The organism is Nocardiopsis alba, assembly GCF_000710955.1.
Taxonomy (GTDB): Bacteria; Actinomycetota; Actinomycetes; order Streptosporangiales; family Streptosporangiaceae; genus Nocardiopsis; species Nocardiopsis alba.
Map to the genome: position 1 here is coordinate 53,354 of NZ_BAZE01000008.1, position 15,996 is coordinate 69,349.

Genomic DNA, 15,996 nt, shown 5'->3' on the forward strand with positions numbered 1-15,996 from the left:
TCTTGGAAAAACACAACCTTCACAAGCGAAGAACGCCACGAGAACGCCGTCTAAAATGTGCACATGCACAAAACAGGGCAGTCGGAGATCATCCCCCGCGCGGCGGAGGCGTGCCTGGAGGAGCTGGAGGCCATCGCCTGGGCCTACGTCCGCAGGGTGCGCGAGTTGACCGGGTACGCCGAGACCGTCATCGACGACGCCGAGCTGTACGGCACCGCCCGGGCCACGCTCGAACTCCTCCTGGAACTCCTGAGGGGCCGGGAACGCCACGAGGAGCTGCGCGCCCACTCCGTCGAGGTCGGGCGGTCGCGCGCCCGCCGAGGGATCCCCCTGGAGTCACTGCTGCGGGCCGTGCGGATGGACTTCCGTTTCCTCTGGGAGGCGATGCGCGCGCACGTTCCCGAAGAGGACTTCCCCGGCTTCTCGGAGGAGGTCATCTCGATCTGGGAGGCGGTGGAGCTGCACACGACGCACGTGCAGACCGGGTACACGGACGAGATCGCGCGGATGCGCGCGGAGTTGGAGTTGGAGCACGCGTTCCTCCTCCGCCATCTGCTGAGCGGGTTCGGTACGGACGCGCGTCTGCACGCTCAGGCGGCCGAGGCCCTCGGGCTGGATCCCGACGGTGTTCACATCGTCCTGGTGGCCAACGAGAACCACGCGCGCGACTTCAGGGGGTGGGTCGGCGAGGCCCTGCCCGGCGCGTTCCTCCTCCGCCTGGACGGGGTCGAGTTCGCGATCGTTCCCGCCGCCGAGGTCACGGACGCCGCCCGGGAGGCGCTGGCGGCCAGGCCGGTCGGGATCTCTCCGAGCGCCCACGGCATCGGGGAGATCGCCGAGATGTGGCGTCTGGCCTGCGAGTTGGCGAAGTGGGCGCGGGACGGCGCGGCGGCGCGGTTCGAGGACCACTGGACCCGGCTGGCGGGCGCACGCCTGGGGGTGGTCGCCGAGGCCTTCGCCCGGGACGTCCGGGCTTCGCTCGGAAGGTACTCCCAACGCGAGATCGACCTACAGATCGAGACGGTCGAGACCTATTACGAGATCGGTTCCATCACCGAGGTGGCGCGGGTGATGTTCTGCCACCGCAACACGGTGATCAACCGTCTCCGCAGGTTCGCGGAGGCCACCGGGCTCGACGTCGCCAAGCCGGTGGACGCCGCCGCGGCCCACCTGGCGCTGAGCGCCTTCCGTTAGGGGGCCTTCGAGAGGAGGGGCACCACCCCGACGAGGAATCCGGCCACGGGGTGCCGGATCCGAGCCTCACCGGGGCGGGCGGAGCCTCGTGCGGGCGGTGTCGCTCCGACGCGGGCCGCTCAGTCGAGCTCGTCGTCGGAGTCCTCCGCGTCGTCGACGAAGGTCACCGCGGTGCCATAGACGTAAGAGGAACCGGAGACTCCGACGCCGCCGACGATCCGCATGCCCACGACCGCGTCCGCGCCCTGCTCGCGCGCGTCCTGGCTGAGCTTGATGATGGTCTCTTCCGCGTCGTCGACGATGGTGGCCATGACCGGCCACATGTCATCGACTTCGAGGTCGCAGTAGTGCTCGGTGGTGACCACGGGCGTCTTGAGAGTGGACAGGTACTTGTCGGTCTCGTCCTCGACCGTTTCCGGCGCGTGCTCTTCGGACATGGGAGGCCTTCTTCTTCGCGGGGAGGGGGGATTCAGCATGCCAGGTCCCCCCGTACACCGGTGATCCGGGGCTCGTGAAGCGAAGGGCGTGACTCCTCAAAGGAGTGGTCGGATGACCGTTCTCATCGGCCTGTCGACGGGGCTCGGGCGGCGATGAGTTCGACGATGGTGCCGGGTCTACATCGTCGAGACCATCCGACCTCATCTCAAGGGGCAGGCACCATGACCACCACCTACACCTTCGACGTCTTCTCCAGCCTCGACGGCTTCGGCTCCTACGGCGAGGGCGGTGACTGGGGAGGCTACTGGGGCAAGCAGGGCCCCGAGTTCCTCCGACACCGGCTGGACCAGTACACGCCGGACCAGCGGATGATCTTCGGGGCGGGCACCTACCGGGAGTTCGTCGAACTCATGAAGATGGACCCCGCGGAGACCGGCGTGTACGACCCGTGGGTCGCGCGGATGCGGCACCTGCCGACGACCGTCGTCTCCGACACCGTCGAGGAACCCCTCGACTGGCCGGGGGACGCCCACGTCGCGCGCGGTGACGCCGTCGACGTGATCGCCCGGCTCAAGGAGGAGTCCGACGTTCCGTTGCGCTCGCACGGCAGTCTGTCGATGAACCGCGCCCTGATGGCCGCGGGCCTGGTCGACCGGGTCCAGGTGACGATCTTCCCGGTGTTGACCGGCCGGTCCGGGACCGCCCCGATCTTCAAGGGGGCCGAGGACTTCGACCTCGAACTGCTCGAACACCACACCTTCGACGGGCGGATCCAGGAGCTCGTCTACCGCCCCACCCTGCACCACTGACCCTTTCGACCGCGAAGGAGGACATCGTGAGGCTGATTCTTCAGGAGTTCCTGTCATTGGACGGAGTGGCCCAGGGGCCCGGTTCTCCGGATGAGGACACCAGCGACGGTTTCGCGCGGGGAGGCTGGCTGGTCCCGCACATGGACGAGGAGTTCCTGAACGTCGTCATGGGCTGGTTGGAGGGGGCGGACGCGTTCCTGTTCGGTCGCCGCACCTACGAGAACTTCGCCCGCGACTGGCCGACGATGGACCCTGCGGAGGACCCGGCCGCGACGAAGCTCAACGGTCTGCCCAAGTACGTGGCCTCGCACAGTCTCACCGAGGCGACGTGGGAGCCGACCACGATCCTGTCCGGCGACGTGTTCGCCCAGGTGGCCGAGCTCAAGCGGCTCCCCGGCCGGGAGTTGCAGATCCACGGCAGCGCTCGTCTGGGGGCGTCGCTGTTGGCGGCGGGGCTGGTGGACGAACTGCGGTTGATGGTCGCGCCGGTGGTCGTGGGCGACGGCCGTCGGCTGTTCCCGGAACACGGCGTTCCGTCCGGGTTGCGCCTGCGCGGCAACCGGACCACGCCGGGCGGGATCGCGGTCCAGGAGTACGAGGTGGTCGGGGCGGCCGAGTACGGGAGCTACGAGGGCAGCGGGGGTTCCTGAGAGGGGAGTCGCTCGTAAGGGGTACCGGAGCCGGTCGGGAAGGGGTGGAACGCTTCCCTCAGGGCCGTGGGACGTGGTAACTGTGATCCGGGTTACATGGTGGGAAAGGTGGTGAAAACCGCCCGACCGGCCACGGAACCGCTGCCTCCGTACAGCAAGGAGCCCGGACTTGAGCAACACCGACCCCCGTCCCAGTTACGCCTCCGGTACCTCGACCACCCCTCTGCTCGGCGACACGATCGGCGGGAATCTGGCGCGCACCGCCGCCGCCCATCCCGATCGTGACGCGCTCATCGACCGCGGCCTGGGGCTCCGGTACACCTACCGGGAGTTCGACGCGGAGGTGGACCGGGTGGCCTCGGGCCTCCTCGACCTCGGGGTGGTCAAGGGCGACCGGGTGGGCATCTGGTCGCCGAACCGCGCCGAGTGGGTGCTCGTCCAGTACGCGACCGCGAGGATCGGCGCGGTGCTGGTCAACATCAACCCGGCCTACCGCACCCACGAACTCCGCTACGTCCTGGGCCAGGCGGGCGTCTCGGTCCTGATCTCGGCGCCCGCCTTCAAGACCTCCGACTACGCGGGCATGATCGAGGAGGTGCGCGGCGACTGCCCCGACCTGCGCGACGTGGTCCTCCTCGAAAGCCCCGAATGGGACGCGCTGCTCGCGGCGGGGGAGCGGAACGGCCGCGGACCGGTGGCCGATGTGGAGGCGACCCTGTCCCCGGACGACCCGATCAACATCCAGTACACGTCGGGGACGACCGGCTTCCCCAAGGGCGCGACCCTGTCCCACCACAACATCCTCAACAACGGCTTCTCGGTGGGCGAGCTGCTGGGCTACACCGAGATCGACCGGATCGCGCTGCCGGTGCCCTTCTACCACTGCTTCGGCATGGTGATGGGCAACCTCGCCGCCACCAGCCACGGCGCCTGCATGGTCATCCCCGGCCCCGGATTCGAACCCGCCACCGCGCTCGACGCCGTCCAGGCGGAGAAGTGCACCTCGCTGTACGGGGTGCCGGCCATGTTCATCGCCGAACTGGCCCTGCCCGACTTCGACGACTACGACCTCTCCACCCTGCGGACCGGGATCATGGCGGGCTCGCCCTGCCCGGTGGAGGTGATGCGCCAGGTCATCGACCGGATGGGCATGGCCGAGGTGTCCATCTGTTACGGCATGACCGAGACCTCCCCGGTGAGCACCCAGACCCGGCGGGACGACTCCCTGGAGCGTCGCGTGTCCACCGTGGGCCGGGTCGGCCCCCACCTGGAGGTCAAGGTCATCGACCCCGCCACGGGGGTCACCGTGCCCAGAGGCACCCCAGGGGAGCTGTGCACCCGCGGCTACTCGGTGATGCTCGGCTACTGGAACGAGCCGGACAAGACCGCCGAGGTGATCGACCGGGGCCGGTGGATGCATACCGGGGACCTCGCCGTCATGGACGAGGACGGCTACGTGGGCATCACCGGCCGGATCAAGGACATGGTGATCCGGGGCGGGGAGAACATCTACCCGCGCGAGATCGAAGAGGTGCTCTACACCCACCCCGACCTGCTCGACGCGCAGGTCATCGGGGTTCCGGACCAGAAGTACGGCGAGGAGCTGATGGCCTGGGTGCGGATGCGCGAGGGCGCCGAGCCGCTCACGCCCGAGACGCTCCGGGCCTTCTGTCAGGGCCGTATCGCCCACTTCAAGATCCCGCGTTACGTGCACGTGGTGGACGAGTTCCCGATGACGGTCACGGGCAAGGTCCGCAAGGTGCAGATGCGGGAGGAGTCCCTCCGCCTCCTGGACTGAGGACAGGGTCGGCCCCCGCGCCTCGGCGGGGGCCGACCGCCCCGGTCAGCGGGGGTCGAGTTCCTTGCCGAGCATCTCCACGAGCCCGTCCAGCGCGCCGTCCGCGTTCTCGTCATCGCAGGTCAGCGTCACGGTCTGGCCGTGCGAGACGCCCAGGGACATCACGGCGAGCACGCTGCGCGCGTCCACCGCCTCGTGGCCCTCGTGGGAGATCATCACGGGCAGACCGGTCTCGTTGACGGCCTGGACGAACAGGGCCGCCGGGCGGGCGTGCAGTCCGAGGAGGGAACCGATGACAACGGTGCGTTCGGGCATGGTCTTCCTTGAGGGGTCTCGTCGCTTCGGGTCGAGGATCGGCCGGATCCGTTCGATCCGCCACAGGGGTCGGCGCGGTCGCGGGGACGACGCCGTCGGTGGTCATGACGTCGGGCCGGACACGGCGGCCCGGGAGGGGCCCGTGCGGGACGGCCCCGGGCCACGCTACTCCGAGGGACGTCCCGTGGCCATACGTGGACGGTGGGTGTTCGAGGTTCGTCGAAGCCCTACGGGGGAGGCCTTCCCTGGAGTGGGCGGTGAACCGTTCGGTCTCGAGGGGGTACGTGTGGGCGCCGCCGCGCGTCTTTCGCGGCCGGTTGTCCACAGATCCCGGATTCGCTCTGGTGCCGGAGACGGATCCGGGGTTGGGTGGAGAACACGGGAACACACAGCCCCCCGGTGCTCCGGCGGAACCCATCCCCACCGCCGGCGCACGGAACCCACCTGCCGCAGGAGAGACGCATGGAGCAGACGGACACCTCCCCCGCCCCCGACCGGTCGCTCAAGGGGATCGCCGCCGGGCCCGGAACCGCGGTGGCCCCGGTCGCCCGGATGGCGGCGCCACCCTCCCTGCCCGAGGTCGAACCGGAGGTCGGCGACCCCGACCACGAGGAGTCGACCGCCTTCGCCGCCCTGGATCGGGTCGGTGTCGACCTGGAGGAACGAGCCGCCCGCCTCGACGGCGAGGCCGCGGCGGTGCTCAACGCCCAGGCGCTGATGGCCCGCGATCCCGAGCTGCGCAGGCAGGCCGGGGCACTGATCCGCGAGGGCAGGGCGGCGGCCTGGGCCGTGCACGAGGCCTGCGAACGCTATCGGGAGCTGCTCTTGGCCGCCGGCGGCTATCTGGCCGAGCGCGCCGCCGACCTGGCCGACATCCGTGACCGGGCGGTGGCGGTGCTGCTGGGGCGGGCCATGCCGGGGCTGCCGGAGCCGGGCCACCCCTACGTCCTGGTCGCCCACGATCTGGCCCCCGCCGACACGGTGCGCCTGGACCCCGAGCAGGTGAAGGCCATCGTCACCCGGCTCGGTGGTCCCACCAGTCACACGGTGATCCTGGCCCGCGCTCTGGGGCTGCCCGCCGTGGTGGGCTGCCCGGGCGCCGAGGACTTGGCCGAGGGCGCCCTGGTGGCGGTGGACGGCGACGCCGGAACGGTCGAGATCGACCCCTCCCAGGACAGGGTCGAGAGCCTTCAGGGGCGGGCCGAACGCCGTCGTGCTCTGGCCGCCGAGGCCACCGGACCGGGCCGCACCCTCGACGGCGTCCCGGTGGCGCTGTTGCTCAACGCCGGGGAGGCCGACCCGGGCCGGAGCGCCGAACACGACGGTGAGGGCATCGGGCTGTTCCGGACCGAGTTCCTCTTCCTCGACCGCGACGAGCCCCCGAACGTCGCCGAGCAGACCGCGGTCTACACGCGCCTGTTCCGGGCCTTCGCCGGTCGGACGGTGACCGTGCGGACGCTGGACGCCGGCTCGGACAAGCCGCTGGGGTTCGTCGCCACCGGCGAGGAGGCCAACCCGGCTCTGGGGGTGCGGGGCTTTCGGACCTCGCGCGTCCACCCCCACCTGCTCGTCGACCAGCTGACCGCCATCGCCTCCGCCGTACGCGAGGTGGACAAGGACGAGGAGACGGCCCGGATCCGGGTGATGGCCCCGATGGTCTCCACCCCGGCCGAGGCGGGCGAGTTCGTCGAGCTGGCCCGCGCCGCCGGGATCGGCGAGGTCGGGGTGATGGTGGAGGTGCCCGGGGCGGCGCTGACGGCCGAACGGCTGCTGAGCCGGGTCGACTTCGTGTCGATCGGCACCAACGACCTCGCGCAGTACACCATGGCCGTCGACCGGACCCTCGACACGCTCCCCGAGCTTCTCGACCCCTGGCAGCCGGCGCTGTTGGAGCTGGTGGCCAAGGTCGGTGGCGCGGGGGAGAGGTTGGGCAGACCGGTCGGGGTGTGCGGCGAGGCGGCCTCCGACCCGCTGCTCGCCCTGGTGCTGGTGGGGGTCGGGGTGACCGGGCTGTCGATGGCCCCGCCCGCGCTGCCGGTGGTGCGGTACGCGTTGTCCCGGCACACCTTCGCCGAATGCCGCCGGTTGGCCGAGCTCGCCCTGGCCGCCGAGAGCCCGGAACGGGCTCGGGAGGCGGTGCGCGAGGTGGTGCGTCCGGAGGTGGCCGGACTCTGAGGGAGCGGAGAAGGCAAGGGCACGATGGTGGCCAGGGCCGTGCCCTGAGGTGACCGTGCCCGGGGCGCGTCCCGGGCCGGTGCGGGACGCGTCTTGATGGAGATGCCGCAGCGCGCGGGGGTGGTGCGGTGGGTCTCCTGTGGTCGGGGTCCGGTCAGGCGCTCCGGGCCTGAGGGGTGCCCCAGTCGTCGCCGATCGCCTGGGGAAGCAGATCGAGCTGTTCGAGGAAGGAGCGTAGAAGCCGCTCGGTGTTCTGGCAGCCCTCGGAGCACCAGTTCTGGTAGCCGTTGTTGAGGGCGGCGAAGAACACCGCCGCCACGAGGGAGGGGCGAGGGTCGGTGGCGGGGTCGACGCCCGCGCGTTCGCCCACGACCGCGGCGAGCTGCTCCTGCCGCTGTCGGCAGTAACGCAGGTTGGTGTCGAGGATCTCGGGGCTGCGGGCGCTGAGGTCCTCGGTGGCGCCGATGAGGTGCAGACCCTCGCGCTCCAGATGGGCCCAGTGGTCGCGCATCGCGTTGCGCAGGGCGAGGAAGGGCGGCTCGTCGGCGGGCCGGGCGCGCAGGGCCTCGAACAGGATCTGGTCCACGCCCTCGGCGGCGGCCAGGACCACGGCCTCCTTGGAGGCGAAGTAGCGGAAGAAGGTCCGCTGGGAGACGCCGACGGCGGCGGCGATCTCCTCGGTGGTCGTGCCCTCGAAACCCCGCTCGTGGAAGAGGCGGACGGCGGTGTTGATCAGCTCCTGGCGGAGGCGGGCCTTCTTGCGTTCGCGCAGCCCGACCGGCTCGGGGCTCGTCGTGTTCACGGACGCGCCTCCCCTCGTTACCGGCCTCGACCGGATCTCGCCTTCCCCATCGAGGATACATGGGGAGCGATATGACGTCAGTCACTGACTTATGACAGCGGTTGTCAAGTGTCAGTCGCTGACATAATCTCGCCGAGACGATAACGGGATTCCTCGGGGGAGAACATGACGACACAGGCATCGCCGCCGTCGGCGCCGACCGCGCCACCGGACCGGATCAAGGGCGGCTTCACCAAGAGCCCCTGGGCGACCCTGGTCGCCATCGCCTTCGGCGTGATGATGGTGGCTCTGGACGGCACCATCGTGGCGGTCGCCAACCCGGCGATCGGTGCCTCGCTGGGAGCCTCCCTCGCCGAACTCCAATGGGTCACCCACGGCTACCTCCTGGGCCTCGCGGTCTTCCTGATCACCGCGGGCAAGCTCGGCGACCGCTTCGGCCACCGCAACACCTACCTCGTGGGCGTGGTCGGGTTCGTCCTCTCCTCGGTGGCCATCGCGCTGTCGTCCGGCGTGGTCATGCTCATCGCCTTCCGGATCGTGCAGGGCGTCTTCGGCGCGCTGCTGCTGCCCTCCGCGATGGGGCTGATGCGGGCGAGCTTCCCGCCCAGCCGCCTCGGCCGGGCCTTCGGCGTCTTCGGCAGCCTGATCGGCGCCGCCACGGCGGGCGGACCGATCCTGGGCGGCGTGCTCGTGAGCGCGTTCGGCTGGGAGGCCGTCTTCTACATCAACGCCCCGGTGGGCGCGCTCGCCTTGGCGCTGGGGATGTGGCTGCTCTCGGCCAACGCGCCGACCGACCCCGGCAGCCGCATGGACGTGCCCGGCATCGTGCTCATCAGCATCACCATCTTCGCCCTGGTCTGGGCCCTGGTGGAGGCGCCGAGCATCGGCTGGGGCCACCCGATCACCCTGGCCTCCCTGGGGGCCACCCTGGTCTTCGGGCTCGCCTTCGTGCTGTGGGAGCGCAGACCCGAGCAGCCGCTGATCCCGCTCGGCCTGTTCACCAACCCGTCGGTGTCGATCGGCGTGGTGCTGACGGTGCTGATGGCGGTCGGCCTGATGGGCTCCCTGTTCTTCATCACCTTCTACCTCCAGGGCGTGCGGGGGATGAGCCCCGCCCAGACCGGGCTCCAGCTCATCTCCATGACCGCGATGATGGCCATCACCTCCCCGATCGCAGGTCGGATCCTGGACCGGGTCGGTGCCAGACCCCCCACGACGGTGGGCCTGCTGTCCGCGTCGATCGGCATGTTCATGCTCTCCCGGTTGGACGGGGAGACCGGCGTGCCCTACATGTCGGTGGCCTTCGTGCTGCTGGGCGTGGGGCTGAGCCTGGTGATGACCGGCGCCACCGCCGCCATCATCGGCAACGCCCCGGTGCGGTTCGCCGGGGTCGCCTCGGCCGTGCAGCAGGCGGCGATGCAGCTCGGCGGTTCGCTGGGCACGGCGGTCCTGGGCGTGGTCATGTCCGCGACCATCGTCTCCACCCTGCCCTCGCACTACGGTTCCGCCGGGCTGGAGGAGCCCTCCTCGGGTGAGCTCGCCGGTATGCAGAGCACGGTCGCGCAGGGCGGGGCGGTCGTGCCGGAGGGGGCCGACGCCACCGTCACGGCGGCGGTCACCGAGGCCAGCAACCTGGCCTTCCTGGACGGGCTCCACCTGGCGTTCATCATCGCCTCGGCGCTACTGCTGCTGGGCGCGATCCTGGCGCTGTTCATGCGTTCGGGGCGGATGACCGACGGTCCCGTCGTCCACGTGTGATCCGGTTCCGTGCGGCCGAACCCGGCCTCACGCCAGGACCCCGCCCGGGTCGATACGGCCGGCACGGGCGGGCATGGATGTTCATCGAAGACGGCGGGTCGATGTCCCGCCGGACATGACGAGGGCCCCGGTCGATCGGACCGGGGCCCTCGCGGTATCGGGCCGGAGGGGTCGCCTCAGGTCGTGTAGTCGGCGTTGATGCGGATGTAGCCCTCGGTCAGGTCGCAGCCGTAGACGGTGAAGTCGCCGTCGGCGATGCCCAGGTCCACCCCGATGAACACCTCGTCGCCCTTCATGTGGCGGGAGGCGCGCTCCAGGGTCTCCTCGGTGGACTCGGCCGGGAAGGTCTCCACGTCGCCGAAGACGATCCGTACGTTCTCCGGGAGGACGTCGGTCTCGTCCGAGCACTTGCCCACGGCCATCGCGACCCGGCCCCAGTTGGGGTCGGCGCCGTGCACGGCGGTCTTGACCAGTGGGGAGTTCACCACGGCCTTGCCGATCCGCTTGGCCTGGGCGTCGTCGCGGGCACCGGTGATCCGCACCTCGATGAGCTTGCCGGCGCCCTCGCCATCGGAGGCGATCATCCGGACCAGCTTCAGGGCCGCCCCGTACAGGGCCTCCTCGAAGGCGGCGACGTCCACCGGGCCGGCGAGGCCGTTGGCGAAGATCGCGGCGGAGTCGCTGGTGGAGGTGTCGCTGTCGATGCTCAGCGCGTTGAAGGTGCGGTCCACGACCCGGCGGAACACCTCGTCCAGGACCGGCTGCTCCAGTTCGGCGTCGGTGAAGAACCAGGCCAGCATGGTCGCCATGTCCGGCTCGATCATGCCGACGCCCTTGGCCATGCCGGTCAGGGTCGCCTCGCCCACCTTCACGGACACGATCTTGGGGTGGGTGTCGGTGGTCATCATCGCCGAGGCGGACCGGTCCAGGTCGGCCGGCGGGAACTCGGCGGGCAGCCCGTCCAGGTACTCGCGCATCCGCTCCATCGGGTAGGGGCGACCGATGACACCGGTGGAGGCGATCAGGAGATCGTCGGGGTCGATCCCGGCGGCCCGGGCCACGCGTTCCTGGACCTCGCGGGCGTCGCGGGTCCCGATCTGCCCGGTGGCGACGTTGGCGTTGCGGGCGACCACGGTGACCCCTCGGGCCCGACCGTCGGCGGCGGCGTCGCGGCTGAGGCGCACGCTGGGTCCGGCGAAGCGGGATCGGGTGAACACCGCGGACACCACCGCCGGGGTCTGGGAGACCACGGCGAAGAAGTCGTCCTTGGGGTCCTTGATGCCCATGTTTCCGGCCACGCCGACGAATCCGGCGGGAACGGGGGTCTGGCTGCTCATGGTCCTCCTCGGGGAACTCGTGGTCGACAGCCTACTTCGCCACGCCCAAGTGCCCTGATTACGGCCTCTACCTGCGGGGGTTTCGTACTGTTCGGAGACGACGAGGGTGTGACAAGCCCGGGTCGACGGGGTATCCGCCGAGAGTGGAGCAGACCGCTCGGGGGGAGGCGTGTGGTGCGTGATGGTGACTGGCTCACGGAAACGGGAGCGCGGATCCGAGGGGTCCTGAAGGTGATGGTCGACGCCGACTGGCTTCCGGGAGGGGCGGCGGTCATCGGTACCGGAGGAATGTGGGAGTTCGTCGCCGTCGGTCGGATCGACGGCGAACACGACACCGCTCCGGACGTGTCCTACGACGTCGCGAGCCTGACGAAGGTGATGGCGACCTGGCCGTTGGTCGGTAGAGCGGTCGCCGAAGGGGTTTTGGACCTCAACGCTCCGATGTCCGAATACTTTCCGGGGGAGGAGCTTCCCGGGGCCTGGGTGACGACCCGTCAGATCCTCACCCACACCAGCCGACTCAACCAGGTCACCTGGTTGGAGCGGTACGTGGGGACCGACCAGGATCTGGCCGAGGCCATCCTGGAGGACCCGCTGGAGGAGCCCGGCTACCTGTACGTGGACCGCGGCTTCATCCTTTTGGGTCTGTTGTTGGAGCGTCTGTACGGGCGGGGCCTGGACCGGCTGACCGCCGATCTGTGGGACCGGTTGGGGATGCGTTCGACCACCTATGGTCCGCTGCCCCGTTCGCCCCACGTGGCGCCCACCGAACGCCGTCTGGTCGGCACCGCCCCCACCTGGGGCGTGGTGCACGACGAGGCGGCGGCGCTGATGGGCGGGGTGGCCGGGCACGCCGGTGTGTTCAGCACCGCCATCGATCTGGGCGCCTTCGCCCGGGAGATCCTGCGTCTGAGCGAGGACGGCGAAGAGGGGGAGGTCCCGGGCTCGTTCATCAGGGAGAGCTGGACGCCGCAGGTGGACGCGGGCAACGGCCTCTCGCGGGGTCTGGGCTGGCTCATCACCCCGGAGGGGGTGGTCTACCACAACGGTTTCACCGGGACGAGCCTGTTCATGCACCCCGAGAGCGGAAGGTACGTGGGCGTGCTCACCAACGCCGTGCACTACGGGCGCGACCGCACCGGGCTGGTGGATCTGCGTACGGCGGCCCGTGCGGCGCTCATTCCACAGGCCCGCGAATCCTCTTCGTGAGTTCGGCGAGGAGTTCGGCCAGACCGGCGGGGCCGGGGACGACCAGGTCGGCCGCGTCGGCCACCTCGGTGACCTCGTCGGAGGAGGAGCAGACGGTCAGGCCGGGCACGTCGCGCTCGCGCAGGGCCGTGACGGCGGCGAAGGCGGGCAGGTCGCCCAGGTCGTCGCCGGCGTAGAGGACGGAACGCGCCGCCCTCTCCTCGACCAGTGAGGTGAGGGCGGCACCCTTGTCCACACCCTGTGGACGGAGCTCGATCACCATCCGGCCCGGCTCCAACTTGAGCTCGGCACGCTCGGCCAGTTCCTTCAAGGGCTCGGCGAGCAGCGCCAAGGCCCGGTCGGGGTCCTCGGCACGCCGTGTGTGCACGGCCAGCGAACGCCCCTTGTCCTCGATCCAGGTCCCGGCGGGGGCTCCGGAGGCCTTCACCAGGGCGGGCAGCTCGGAACGGACCAACGCCACCCCGGGCGGCGGGTCGGCGGCGATCACCCGCCCGTCCACCCACCGTTCGGCTCCGTAGTGGCCGAGGACGACGATGCCGGGCACCCGGTCCAGCCCGCCCAACAGCACGGCGGTCTCGGCGGGGCGTCCGGTGATCACGGCGACCGTTCCGACCAGGTCGGCCAGGTCGGTCAGTGCCTCGACGATCCCGGCCTGGGGTGCCGAGTCCCGGGGGTCGGCGACGATGGGCGCCAGGGTGCCGTCGAAGTCGAAGCCGGTCAGCGCCGTAGAGGGGTCGTCCAGCAGCGCCGTCAGGGCGGCGCGTCCGGCGTCGGTCGTGGGGGAGAGCAGGGGTCCGGGCTCGGCCGGGGACATGCGAGGACCTCGTCATCGTCGTCGGTGGGGAACGCCGTGGCGGCCCCGAGCGGGATCACCGTCGGGGCCGTGTGCGCGGGGCACGCCATCGTGGTTCAGAGATGGATTCCCAGGCGGCGGGCGTTGCGCTGCCGCTGTCGGTCGGCGCGCAGGCGGCGCAGCCGCTTGACGGTCATCGGGTCGAAGGCCGCGGCCTCGGGACGGTCGACCAGACCGTTGAGCAGTTGGTAGTAGCGGGTCGCGGAGAACCCGAACTCGTCACGGATCGCCTGCTCCTTGGAGCCCTCGAACTTCCACCACTGGCGTTCGAAGGCGAGGATGCGCTGTTCGCGTTCGGCGAGGGCCGACCGGCCGTCTTCGGCCGGACCGATATTCGGCATAGGACACCCCCTGGACGGGTCTTCGGTTGGTCCGGATCGGCGCGACTCATGCTAGCGACTCGACATGCCGTATGAGGAGCGCAAACCCTAGGACTGGCAGCAGAGATACAGTTGCCTTCCCTACCCTGCACAGTACTTGTCCAAGCCGGAATCGTGTGCGCATGACAGAATTGCGAGGGTCCGGGGGAGGGCCCGGCGGAACGCCGACCGCAACGTTCGAGGGAGCCTGACGTGCTCGGGGGCAACAGCCGTAGCAGGACATACAAACGCCATCTGCTGGGCGTCGTGGCGGGGGCCTGCGCGTCCCTGGCCGTGCTGGGGGGAACGGCGGCTCCCGCGGCCGCGGACATTCCCGACTTCAGACCCGAGCAGTGGGCTCTGACGTCCATCGGCGCTCAGGAGGTCTGGGAGCGGACCGAGGGCCGCGGTGTCACGGTGGCCATGCCCGGTGCCTCCGTGGACGAGGAACACCCCGACCTGCGCGACAACGTCGAGATCGACACCGAACTCGGTGAGAACGGGACCGCGAATCAGCAGGGTACGGCCGCGGCCGCCCTGGTGGTGGCGCACGGCCACGGCATGGACGCCGACGGCGGTGTGCTGGGAGTGGCACCGGAGGCCTCCGTCCTGGCGATCCCCACCGAGGGGGACCTGTCCAAGGCGGTCCGGCACGCGGTGGAGAGCGGGGTCCAGGTGATCCTGCTGCCCAGGGCCGGTGACGGGAGCGAGGCGCTGCTGGAGGCCACGGCCTTCGCCACGGATCGCGACACCCTGGTGGTCGGCCCGGCCGGTGGTGAGGAGGACCCCAACGTTCTGGCCGTGGCGGGGGTGGACCAGAACGGGGGACTCGTACCGGAGTCGCCCGACGCCTCCCTCATCGACCTGACCGCCCCCGGCGTCGAGCTGGAGACCGCGGGCCCGGACATGGGACAGACCCAGGTGGACGGCGCGCCCTACGCGGCGGCCATCACCGCCGGAGCGGCGGCCCTTCTCACCGCCGAGTACCCGCAGCTGGACCCGGCGCAGCTTCGCGACGCCATGGTCGAGGGCTCCCAGGAGGGGAGCGGCGGCCTGCCCACGCTGCACGTGGAGTCGGCGATGGCCCGCGCCTCGGGCGAGGCGCAGGACATCCCGCTCATCGACGAGAACCTGGTGCAGGAGGACCAGGGCGTGCACATCCCGCTCTGGATGTGGTTCGCCCTGATCGGCCTGGTCCTGGCGATCATCGTGCTGGGCCTGGTGCTGTGGGTGCGTCGCAGCTCGGCGGACCCGTACGGGGTCAAGGCCGAGCGCGAGGCCGAGGAGGAGGAATTGGCGCTGGAGCGCGCCGCCCAGGCCCGTGAGGGGGAGCGGCCGTCGCGACGTAGGAAGGGCGGCCGTCGCCGCAAGAGCAAGTAGTCGGCGCTATGACCGACGACGAACGGGGTGCCTCTCGGGGTGCCCCGTTCGTCATGTGAGGGGTGGGGGAACGGGGAGAAGAACGGGTCGGCGCGTTCCTTCCGAACAGTGCGAAAGTTGGTTCCGCGTACCGTCATAAAAACGGAGAAAAGCGTCATAGCCGACGGTCAACCCAGGTCAACAGTCCGTCATCGAGGAAATGCGCGTGCATATGTAAGCCACGTGAGAGGTCTTGACTCGCGCATCACCAGGGACAAGGCTGTGTGGAATGTCCTCCCTGAAGTCCCCCTCGCTTCCCTCTCGCGGCGAGCCCCGGCCCGGACCGACCCCACAGGGCCCGGTGAACGGGCGGATCGCCATCGTCCCCCACGACCCCAAATGGCCCTACCTGTTCCGGCAGGAGGCCGACCGGATCCGCGGCGCCCTCGGCGAACGCGCCCTCACCATCGAACACGTCGGCTCCACCGCCGTGCCCGGGCTGGACGCGCGCCCGTGCATCGACGTCCTGATGGTGGTGGACGATCCCGACGACGGCTCGACCTACCTGCCGGAGTTGGAACGGGCCGGCTACAGCATGTCCGTCCGCAGCACGGACCGCGTCGAATACCGGCTTCTGAAGGGTTCCCGGGTCAACGTGAACCTGTTCGTCTTCTCCGAGAACTGCGCCGAACCGCGACGTATGCGCGCGTTCCGCGACCTTCTCATCGCCGACGAGGAGGCCCGCGAGCGCTACGCGGCGTTCAAGCGGGAATTGGGCGAACGCACCTGGGAGCGGCTCCAGGACTACATCGACGCCAGGAACGGGATCGTCGCCGAACTCATGGCCCGGGTGCCCGACGCCGAATGAGGCCCGGTTCGGACGGGTGACGGACACGGAACGGGCCCCGAAGGTCCAGGACCCGTTCCGGTGGAGACGGTC

Annotated in this window: 15 protein-coding genes; 9 read left to right on the top strand and 6 right to left on the bottom strand. The window is 70.3% G+C overall.

The genetic code is table 11. The features are described 5' to 3' along the window. The first annotated feature begins 63 nt into the window (after positions 1-63). Positions 64-1,194, top strand: coding sequence for a PucR family transcriptional regulator (locus TR33_RS15710; RefSeq protein WP_199806147.1), 1,131 nt, complete (start codon positions 64-66; stop codon positions 1,192-1,194). Positions 1,195-1,313: 119 nt separating this feature from the next. Here the strand turns inward: TR33_RS15710 and TR33_RS15715 are convergent, their stop codons facing one another. Continuing rightward, on the bottom strand, positions 1,314-1,631 hold the full coding sequence (locus tag TR33_RS15715; protein ID WP_014913610.1) for a heavy metal-binding domain-containing protein: 318 nt from the start codon (positions 1,629-1,631) through the stop codon (positions 1,314-1,316). 222 nt (positions 1,632-1,853) lie between these two features. Here TR33_RS15715 and TR33_RS15720 point away from each other — a divergent pair, with 222 nt between their 5' ends. From TR33_RS15720 to TR33_RS15730, 3 genes are all read left to right on the top strand, one after another. Then, positions 1,854-2,441: a dihydrofolate reductase family protein gene (locus TR33_RS15720; protein WP_042283849.1), complete on the top strand. Its 588-nt coding sequence runs from the start codon at positions 1,854-1,856 to the stop codon at positions 2,439-2,441. Between the two features lie 26 nt (positions 2,442-2,467). Further along, complete coding sequence (locus tag TR33_RS15725; protein WP_017533218.1) at positions 2,468-3,091, top strand: dihydrofolate reductase family protein; 624 nt, start codon at positions 2,468-2,470, stop codon at positions 3,089-3,091. Positions 3,092-3,260: 169 nt separating this feature from the next. Further along, complete coding sequence (locus TR33_RS15730) at positions 3,261-4,889, top strand: AMP-binding protein (protein WP_042283851.1); 1,629 nt, start codon at positions 3,261-3,263, stop codon at positions 4,887-4,889. A gap of 45 nt (positions 4,890-4,934) precedes the next feature. Here TR33_RS15730 and TR33_RS15735 read toward each other — a convergent pair whose 3' ends face one another. Then, positions 4,935-5,204, bottom strand: a complete 270-nt coding sequence (locus TR33_RS15735) for an HPr family phosphocarrier protein (protein WP_014909910.1) — start codon at positions 5,202-5,204, stop codon at positions 4,935-4,937. Positions 5,205-5,666: 462 nt separating this feature from the next. On the opposite strand from TR33_RS15735, the gene ptsP reads away from it, so the two are divergent. Beyond that, a complete protein-coding gene (gene ptsP / locus TR33_RS15740) occupies positions 5,667-7,379 on the top strand; it encodes a phosphoenolpyruvate--protein phosphotransferase (protein ID WP_042283853.1) in 1,713 nt (570 codons plus the stop codon). 154 nt (positions 7,380-7,533) lie between these two features. Here the strand turns inward: ptsP and TR33_RS15745 are convergent, their stop codons facing one another. Continuing rightward, the gene (locus TR33_RS15745) at positions 7,534-8,181 is read right to left on the bottom strand and encodes a TetR/AcrR family transcriptional regulator (RefSeq protein WP_014912106.1); all 648 of its coding nucleotides are present in this window, start codon (positions 8,179-8,181) and stop codon (positions 7,534-7,536) included. A gap of 165 nt (positions 8,182-8,346) precedes the next feature. On the opposite strand from TR33_RS15745, the gene TR33_RS15750 reads away from it, so the two are divergent. Further along, positions 8,347-9,939, top strand: coding sequence for an MFS transporter (locus tag TR33_RS15750; protein WP_017533222.1), 1,593 nt, complete (start codon positions 8,347-8,349; stop codon positions 9,937-9,939). Between the two features lie 176 nt (positions 9,940-10,115). Here TR33_RS15750 and argJ read toward each other — a convergent pair whose 3' ends face one another. Next, complete coding sequence (gene argJ / locus TR33_RS15755) at positions 10,116-11,276, bottom strand: bifunctional glutamate N-acetyltransferase/amino-acid acetyltransferase ArgJ (protein ID WP_017533223.1); 1,161 nt, start codon at positions 11,274-11,276, stop codon at positions 10,116-10,118. Positions 11,277-11,450: 174 nt separating this feature from the next. Here argJ and TR33_RS15760 point away from each other — a divergent pair, with 174 nt between their 5' ends. Beyond that, a complete protein-coding gene (locus tag TR33_RS15760; RefSeq protein WP_026124747.1) occupies positions 11,451-12,485 on the top strand; it encodes a serine hydrolase domain-containing protein in 1,035 nt (344 codons plus the stop codon). Here the strand turns inward: TR33_RS15760 and otsB are convergent. Both otsB and TR33_RS15770 read right to left on the bottom strand, forming a co-directional pair. Then, positions 12,454-13,299 carry a trehalose-phosphatase gene (gene otsB, locus TR33_RS15765; RefSeq protein ID WP_017533225.1) on the bottom strand — a complete coding sequence of 282 codons (846 nt, stop codon included), beginning with the start codon at positions 13,297-13,299 and terminating at the stop codon, positions 12,454-12,456. The two genes, TR33_RS15760 and otsB, sit on opposite strands and share 32 nt — an antisense overlap. A 95-nt stretch (positions 13,300-13,394) precedes the next feature. Beyond that, positions 13,395-13,679 carry a DUF3263 domain-containing protein gene (locus tag TR33_RS15770; RefSeq protein ID WP_014908429.1) on the bottom strand — a complete coding sequence of 95 codons (285 nt, stop codon included), beginning with the start codon at positions 13,677-13,679 and terminating at the stop codon, positions 13,395-13,397. 231 nt (positions 13,680-13,910) lie between these two features. Between TR33_RS15770 and TR33_RS15775 the strand changes: the two genes are divergently transcribed. Beyond that, entirely contained in the window at positions 13,911-15,077 is a 1,167-nt protein-coding gene (locus TR33_RS15775; protein ID WP_042283854.1) for a S8 family serine peptidase, read from the top strand. A 268-nt stretch (positions 15,078-15,345) separates the two neighbouring features. Beyond that, positions 15,346-15,924 (top strand): GrpB family protein, encoded by a 579-nt coding sequence (locus TR33_RS15780; protein ID WP_014910340.1) that lies wholly within the window; start codon positions 15,346-15,348, stop codon positions 15,922-15,924. Positions 15,925-15,996 lie beyond the last annotated feature (72 nt).

What these genes read in the sequence shown, in the direction of transcription:
- TR33_RS15710 (WP_199806147.1), top strand. Translation starts at nt 64, where the DNA reads ATGCACAAAACAGGGCAGTCGGAGATCATCCCCCGCGCGGCGGAGGCG.
- TR33_RS15715 (WP_014913610.1), bottom strand. Translation starts at nt 1,631, where the DNA reads ATGTCCGAAGAGCACGCGCCGGAAACGGTCGAGGACGAGACCGACAAG.
- TR33_RS15720 (WP_042283849.1), top strand. Translation starts at nt 1,854, where the DNA reads ATGACCACCACCTACACCTTCGACGTCTTCTCCAGCCTCGACGGCTTC.
- TR33_RS15735 (WP_014909910.1), bottom strand. Translation starts at nt 5,204, where the DNA reads ATGCCCGAACGCACCGTTGTCATCGGTTCCCTCCTCGGACTGCACGCC.
- ptsP (WP_042283853.1), top strand. Translation starts at nt 5,667, where the DNA reads ATGGAGCAGACGGACACCTCCCCCGCCCCCGACCGGTCGCTCAAGGGG.
- TR33_RS15750 (WP_017533222.1), top strand. Translation starts at nt 8,347, where the DNA reads ATGACGACACAGGCATCGCCGCCGTCGGCGCCGACCGCGCCACCGGAC.
- argJ (WP_017533223.1), bottom strand. Translation starts at nt 11,276, where the DNA reads ATGAGCAGCCAGACCCCCGTTCCCGCCGGATTCGTCGGCGTGGCCGGA.
- otsB (WP_017533225.1), bottom strand. Translation starts at nt 13,299, where the DNA reads ATGTCCCCGGCCGAGCCCGGACCCCTGCTCTCCCCCACGACCGACGCC.
- TR33_RS15770 (WP_014908429.1), bottom strand. Translation starts at nt 13,679, where the DNA reads ATGCCGAATATCGGTCCGGCCGAAGACGGCCGGTCGGCCCTCGCCGAA.
- TR33_RS15780 (WP_014910340.1), top strand. Translation starts at nt 15,346, where the DNA reads ATGTCCTCCCTGAAGTCCCCCTCGCTTCCCTCTCGCGGCGAGCCCCGG.